The sequence below is a fragment of the Nocardia sp. NPDC003345 genome, assembly GCF_053589395.1.
Genome location: NZ_JBSFRU010000362.1, coordinates 1 through 6,127, shown reverse-complemented (window position 1 = coordinate 6,127; position 6,127 = coordinate 1). Strand labels below are relative to the sequence as shown.

The following is a 6,127-nucleotide window of genomic DNA, read 5'->3' as shown; positions in this document are numbered from 1 at the left end:
ACCCGGACCTTCCCGCCGGAGGGTCGCGGTGCCGCGATGGGGCTGTGGGGCGCGGTGGCCGGACTGGCGACCCTGGTCGGGCCGATCCTGGGCGGCGTCCTGGTCGACGGCCTGGGCTGGGAATGGATCTTCATCGTCAACGTGCCGGTCGGTGTCGTGGCGTTCGGTCTGGCGGTGTGGCTGGTGCCCGCGCTGCCGACGCATGAGCACAAATTCGACTGGCTGGGTGTCGTCCTGAGCGCGGTGGGCATGTTCCTGCTGGTCTTCGGTATCCAGGAGGGCAACAGCGAGGACTGGTCGGCGAAGATCTGGCTGATGATCGCGGCGGGGCTCGCGGTGCTGGTGGTGTTCGTGCTGACCCAGGCCCGGGGGACCGGCGAGCCGCTGGTGCCGCTCGGATTGTTCCGGGACCGCAACTTCTCGCTGTCCAATCTGGCCATCGCCAGTATGGGCGCCGCGGTGACCGCGGTGATGGTGCCGCTGTACTTCTATCTGCAGGCGGTGCACGGCATGACGCCGACCCGTTCCGCGCTGGTGCTGGCGCCGATGGCCATCATCACCGGGTTCGCGGCACCCGTGGTGGGCAAGATGTACGGGCGATTCCATCCGCGGCTCTTCCCGACCATCGGGTTCTTCCTGTTCGCGGTGTCGGTGGCCTGGTTCGCGCTGGTGATGCGGGATCCGCACGCGAACATCACCTGGCTGGTGGTCGCGGGCGCGGTCGCCGGTCTGTCCAACTCCTTCATCTGGGCGCCGCTGGCGACCACGGCCACCCACAACCTGCCGATCCACCAGGCCGGTGCGGGTGCGGGGATCTACAACACCACCCGGCAGGTGGGATCGGTGCTGGGTAGTGCCGCGATCAGCGCGCTGGTGGCCGCGCGGATGGGCGCCCAGGGTATGGGTGGCGGTGCGCCCTCGGGCGAGGGGATGGGGACGGGGCAGGTGCCCGAGCCCGTCCGGCAGGCGTTCAGTACCGCGTTGAGCCAGTCCACATATCTCCCGGCGGCGCTGCTGCTGATCGGCGTGGTCGCCTCGGCGCTGTTCATCCGCTTCGCGCCCGGTGACGCACCGGTAGGGCCCGCCGAGCCGGAGAAGGCGGAAACGGTGTCCGGATAAGGCCCGGCGGCCCGCCGTCAGGTGGTGGGCCCGCGCGGATTTCGACGAGAACAGCCCCGGCAGGTACATCTGCCGGGGCTGTGTCGTCGACGGGACGGGTCAGTTGTAGATCTTGTCCACCTCGCCGGCGTACTGCTTCATCACGACGGCGCGCTTCAGCGACATCTTCGGGGTGAGCTCGCCGGTCTCCTGGGTCCAGTCCACGGTCAGGATATTGATCTTCTTGATCTGCTCGGCCTTGGAGACCTTCCTGTTGGTCTCGGCGACCGCGGCCTCCACCTCGGCGACCAGCGTCGAGTTCGTCACCAGATCGGCGATCGCGGTATCGGCGGACACCCCGTTGCGTTCCTTCCAGCCCGGCAGCGCCTCCGGGTCCAGCGTGATCAGCGCACCGATGAACGGTTTACCGTCACCGACCACCATGACCTGGCTGATCAGCGGATGGGCGCGCAGCGAATCCTCGAGGACCGCCGGGGAGACGTTCTTACCGCCCGCGGTGACCAGGATTTCCTTCTTGCGGCCGGTGATGGTGATGAAACCGTCGGCGTCGATGGTGCCGAGGTCGCCGGTCTTGAACCAGCCGTCCTCGAACGCGTCCGCGGTGGCCTCGTCGTTGCCCCAGTAGCCGGAGAACACCACCGACCCGCGCACCAGCAGTTCACCGTCCTCGGCGATCTTGGCGGCATGACCCTCGATCGGGCGGCCGACCGAGCCGACACGGATATGGTCCGGGGTGTTGACCGAGAAGGCGGCGGTGGTCTCGGTGAGACCGTAGCCCTCGAAGATGGTGACGCCGATACCGCGGAAGAAATGCCCGAGGCGGGCGCCCAGCGGGCCGCCGCCGGAGACCGCGGCCTCGCAGTTGCCGCCCAGCGCGGCCCGCAGCTTGCCGTAGACCAGTTTGTCGAACAGCGCGTGCTTGGCCTGCAGCACCAGGCCCGGCTTGCCCTTCTCCAGCGCCTCGCTGTACTGGATGGCGGTGGCCGCGGCGGCGTCGAAGATCTTGCCCTTGCCCTCGTCGTGGGCCTTCTGCTTGGCGCCGTTGAACACCTTCTCGAACACCCGCGGAACCGAAAGCACGAAATCGGGCCGGTGCTCGCCGAACTGCTGGACCAGCGTGCTCCAGTCCGAGGTGTGCGCGACCGTCGACTTGGCGTCGAACGCCGCCAGCGCCACGGCGCGGGCGAAGACATGCGCCAGCGGCAGGAACATCAGCGTTTTCTTACCGGGGGCGAGGAAGGACGCCATCGCGATCCGGTCGGAGCGGGATTCGGCGTAGAGGTTGGCGTGACTGAGCATGACGCCCTTGGGCCGGCCCGTGGTGCCCGAGGTGTAGATGAGGGTCGCCGGTGAAGAGGCGGTGACCTGCGCGCGGCGGTCGTGCACAGCCTGGTCGTCGAGGTCGGCGCCGCGTTCGACGAGGGTGTCGATCGCACCGGATTCGATCTGCAGGGTCTCGCGCAGTTCTGGCAGATCGGCCGGATCGATCTCGGAGATCACCGCGCGGTGCTTGTCGTTCTCCACGACCAGCAGCTTGGTGGCCGAATCCTGCAGGATCCATTTGGCCTGCTCGGCGGCGGAGCTGTCGTAGATCGCCACGGTGCAGCCGCCGGCGGCCCAGATGGCGAAGTCGAGCAGCGCCCACTCGTAGCGGGTGGCGGCCATGATGGCGACCCGGTCGCCCAGCTCGACTCCGGACGCGATGAGGCCCTTGGCCACATCGGTGACCGACTTCGCGAACTCCGCGGCGCGGACATCGCGCCAGCCGCCGTGGCCGTCGGGAACGTTGAACACGACGGCGGCGGGGCTTTCCTTCGCGTGCCGGAACACGTTGTCGGAATTGTTCGCGTCCTCGGGGATTGTGTAGGAAGCCGGGGCTTCGAACTCGCGCATCATTGCCTTTCCCTGTTTGCTAACTCGTCGGTAATTTACGCCACCATCGCGCGCGGATGGTGGCGGCCACGGGGAAAGCCCTGGTTCAGCCCCCGTGACGGAGGGATTACGAGTTCCGATCCGATCTTCATCCTAGGTCGCGCAGCGGTAGCTCATCGATGGCTTGCCGCAGGAAAACGGCCATTTCGGTCAGTGCGACGGCCGCCGGGCCGACCAGCGCGGCCTGCAGTTGTGCGACATGCCAGAGCCCGCGGGTCTCGGTGAACTCGACGGTAACCCCGGCCGCGCGCAGGGCCGCGGTGAGATCCACGCACTGCGGATGCAGCAGTTCGTCCACATCGGCTTGCACGTAGACCGGTGGTAGCCCCTCGAGCACGCCGTGCAGCGGTGCGTAGCCGGGGTCGTCCGGATCGCCGTCGCCCAGGTACGCGAGCGCGCAGGCGCGCGACCAGGGCCCGTTCACCACCAGATCCCGGATCCGCTCCGGGGCCTGGTTCGGATCCGCCCAGGGCGCGATCAGGCCGAGTGCGGCCGGGGTGTGCCCGTGCCGCGCGATCAGCCGCTGGGCCAGCGCCAGTGCGAGACCGCCGCCGGCCGAATCACCGGCGATCGCGATGCGGTCGGGGCGGTAACCGTGATCGGCCACCAATTCGAGGTACGCGGCCTCGGCGTCGTCGAGGGCGGCCGGATACGGGTGCTCGGGTGCCAGCCGGTAGTTGATCGCGTACACCGGCAGACCGGTGGCCGCCGCGAGCCGGCCGTTGAGGGACCGGTGGGTGGACAGCGAACCCACGGTGTACCCGCCGCCGTGCAGATACAGCACGGCGGCGGGTTCGCCCGCCGCGGTATGCCGGGGAGCGAGCCGCTCCGCGGGCCGCCCGCCCAGAATGATGCGGTCCACACCGACGCCCGGCGGTACCGGCTGCAACGCCGAACCGATATCGATCAGCGCACGCTGGGCCTGCCAGGGCAGGCGGGCATGCAGGGAAACCCGGTACATCGGGCCCAGGATCGCCCGGACCAGCGGCAACGGCAGCGCGATATCTCGCATTGGTGAGTTCTCCCGGGGCGGATCAGGGTAGGAAACGACGTTCGACGGCCACCGAGAGGCGCTGGTAGCCCGACGCCGCGGTGCGGACGAACAGGTCCAGCAGTTTCGCCTCCCAGCCGATCAGTACCCGGCCGCGGCCCTTGCGCACACCGTCGACGATGGTCTGCGCGGCCATCTCGGGGCTGTGGATGGCCAGGTACTTGTCGAACATCGAGCTGGCCTCGGCACCGTCGATATCGTCGCTGTAGGTGGCGTTGCGGGCGACCGCGGTCTTGATACCGCCGGGATGCACACAGGTCACCTGGACCGGTGCCCGGTCGACCAGCATTTCCTGGCGCAGCGCCTCGGTGAAACCGCGGACCGCGAATTTGGCCGAGTTGTACGCGGCCTGGCCCGGCACCGCGATCAGGCCGAACAGACTGGAGATATTGACGACGTGACCGTCGCCGGATTCCAGGATGTAGGGCAGGAACGCCTTGGTCCCGTTCACCACACCCCAGAAATCGACATCCATGATGCGTTCGATGTCTTTGAAATCGGTTTTGACGATATCGCCGTGATGCGCGATACCGGCGTTGTTGTAGATCTGGTGCACCACGCCGAAATGCTGTTTCACCGCGTCGGCGTACAGGAGCACCGCTTCGCGCTCGGCGACGTTGAGACGATCGGATTTCACCTCCGCGCCCAGCTGTTCACACCGGCGCACGGTTTCGGCCAGACCCTCGGTGTCGATATCGGACAGGGCCAGTTTCGCGCCCCGGCGCGCCAGGTTCACGGCCAGCGCGCGGCCGATACCGGAGCCGGCTCCGGTGATGACACAAACCTTGTCGCGGAAATAGGCGTCACTACTCACGGTGCGGTCACTACTTTCAGATCGGTACGTTCGGGGGCGTCGGCCGCCGTGGTCGTATCGTAGGCGCCGACATCGAATTTCCTTGTGATGCGCCGGAACTCGAAGGTGAAGTCCGGCCACAGGGTGGTGTTGTTACCGTGTTTGTCCAGATACCAGCTGGCGCAGCCGCCGGTGCTCCACACGCTCTTCACGAGTTTGCGCTGCAGATCGCTGTTGTAGGTGTCCTGCTCTTCGCGCCGCACCTCCACGGTACGCAGACCCAGGCGATCGACAGTGGCCAGCGCGTCGGCGATGTAGTTGATCTGCGATTCGATCATGTACACCATCGAGGTGTGGCCGAGCCCGACGTTCGGGCCGAGCAGGAAGAACATATTCGGGTAATTGGCGATCGCCGAGCCCTTGTAACCCTGCTGGCCGATCTCGTCGAACACCTCGGTCAGGCTGCGGCCGTCGCGCCCGAAGATCGTCTGATAGGTGGGGGAGTCGGTGACGTGGAATCCGGTGGCGACCACGATCGCGTCGACCTCGCGTTCGGTGCCGTCTTTGGTGACGATCGAATTCGCGCGGATCTCGGCGATTCCGTCGGTGACCACGTCGACATTGTCGCGGTCCAGGGCCGGGTAGTACTCGTTGGAGATCAGCATGCGTTTGCAGCCGATCCGGAAATTCGGGGTGACCTTCTTACGCAGTTCGGGGTCGCGGATCTCGAGCTGCAATTTCGCCTTGGCCAGCGCCTCGAAGCCGCGCATCAGCGCCGGGAATTTGGCCAGCCCGACGACCTGGGTCTCGCGAGCGGCGTAGATGGCGGCGCGGGACAGCCGCTGGACGCCGGGGATGTGCTTGAAGGCGAGCCGCTCCGGCAGGGTGTAGGGCCGGTCCAGGCGAGGTAGCAGCCACGGCGCGGTGCGCTGGTAGACGTCGAGATGGGCGACCTTCCCGGCGATGGCCGGCACGATCTGGATGGCCGAGGCGCCGGTGCCGATGACCGCGACGCGTTTGCCGGTGAGGTCGGAGTCGTGGTTCCAGCGGGCGGAGTGGAAGATCTCGCCCTCGTAGCTGTTGATGCCCTTGATATCGGGCAGGTTGGGCTCGCACAGCGCGCCCACCGCGGAGACCAGGGTATCGGCGGTGAAGTCGCCCTGGCTGGTGGTGATCATGATCGTGAAGCGCGGCGAAGAGGTCACCGCCGACGTCACGGTCTCCGTCACCGG

General features: G+C 67.3%; 5 protein-coding genes. 1 reads left to right on the top strand and 4 read right to left on the bottom strand.

What is annotated here, in order from left to right:
* Positions 1-1,119 (top strand): MFS transporter (locus ACWDU1_RS27975; protein ID WP_450002992.1); only part of this gene is annotated, 1,119 nt, incomplete at its 5' end.
* A 99-nt stretch (positions 1,120-1,218) separates the two neighbouring features.
* On the opposite strand, the gene ACWDU1_RS27970 is transcribed toward ACWDU1_RS27975, so the two are convergent.
* The 4 genes from ACWDU1_RS27970 to ACWDU1_RS27955 all read right to left on the bottom strand — a co-directional run.
* The gene (locus ACWDU1_RS27970; RefSeq protein ID WP_450002994.1) at positions 1,219-3,012 is read right to left on the bottom strand and encodes an AMP-dependent synthetase/ligase; all 1,794 of its coding nucleotides are present in this window, start codon (positions 3,010-3,012) and stop codon (positions 1,219-1,221) included.
* A gap of 127 nt (positions 3,013-3,139) precedes the next feature.
* A complete protein-coding gene (locus tag ACWDU1_RS27965; protein WP_450002990.1) occupies positions 3,140-4,063 on the bottom strand; it encodes an alpha/beta hydrolase in 924 nt (307 codons plus the stop codon).
* Between the two features lie 22 nt (positions 4,064-4,085).
* Positions 4,086-4,916, bottom strand: coding sequence for an SDR family NAD(P)-dependent oxidoreductase (locus ACWDU1_RS27960; protein WP_450002988.1), 831 nt, complete (start codon positions 4,914-4,916; stop codon positions 4,086-4,088).
* Positions 4,913-6,127, bottom strand: a 1,215-nt coding sequence (locus ACWDU1_RS27955) for a flavin-containing monooxygenase (RefSeq protein ID WP_450002987.1), incomplete at its 5' end; no start/stop codon positions are given. The genes ACWDU1_RS27960 and ACWDU1_RS27955, both read right to left, overlap by 4 nt.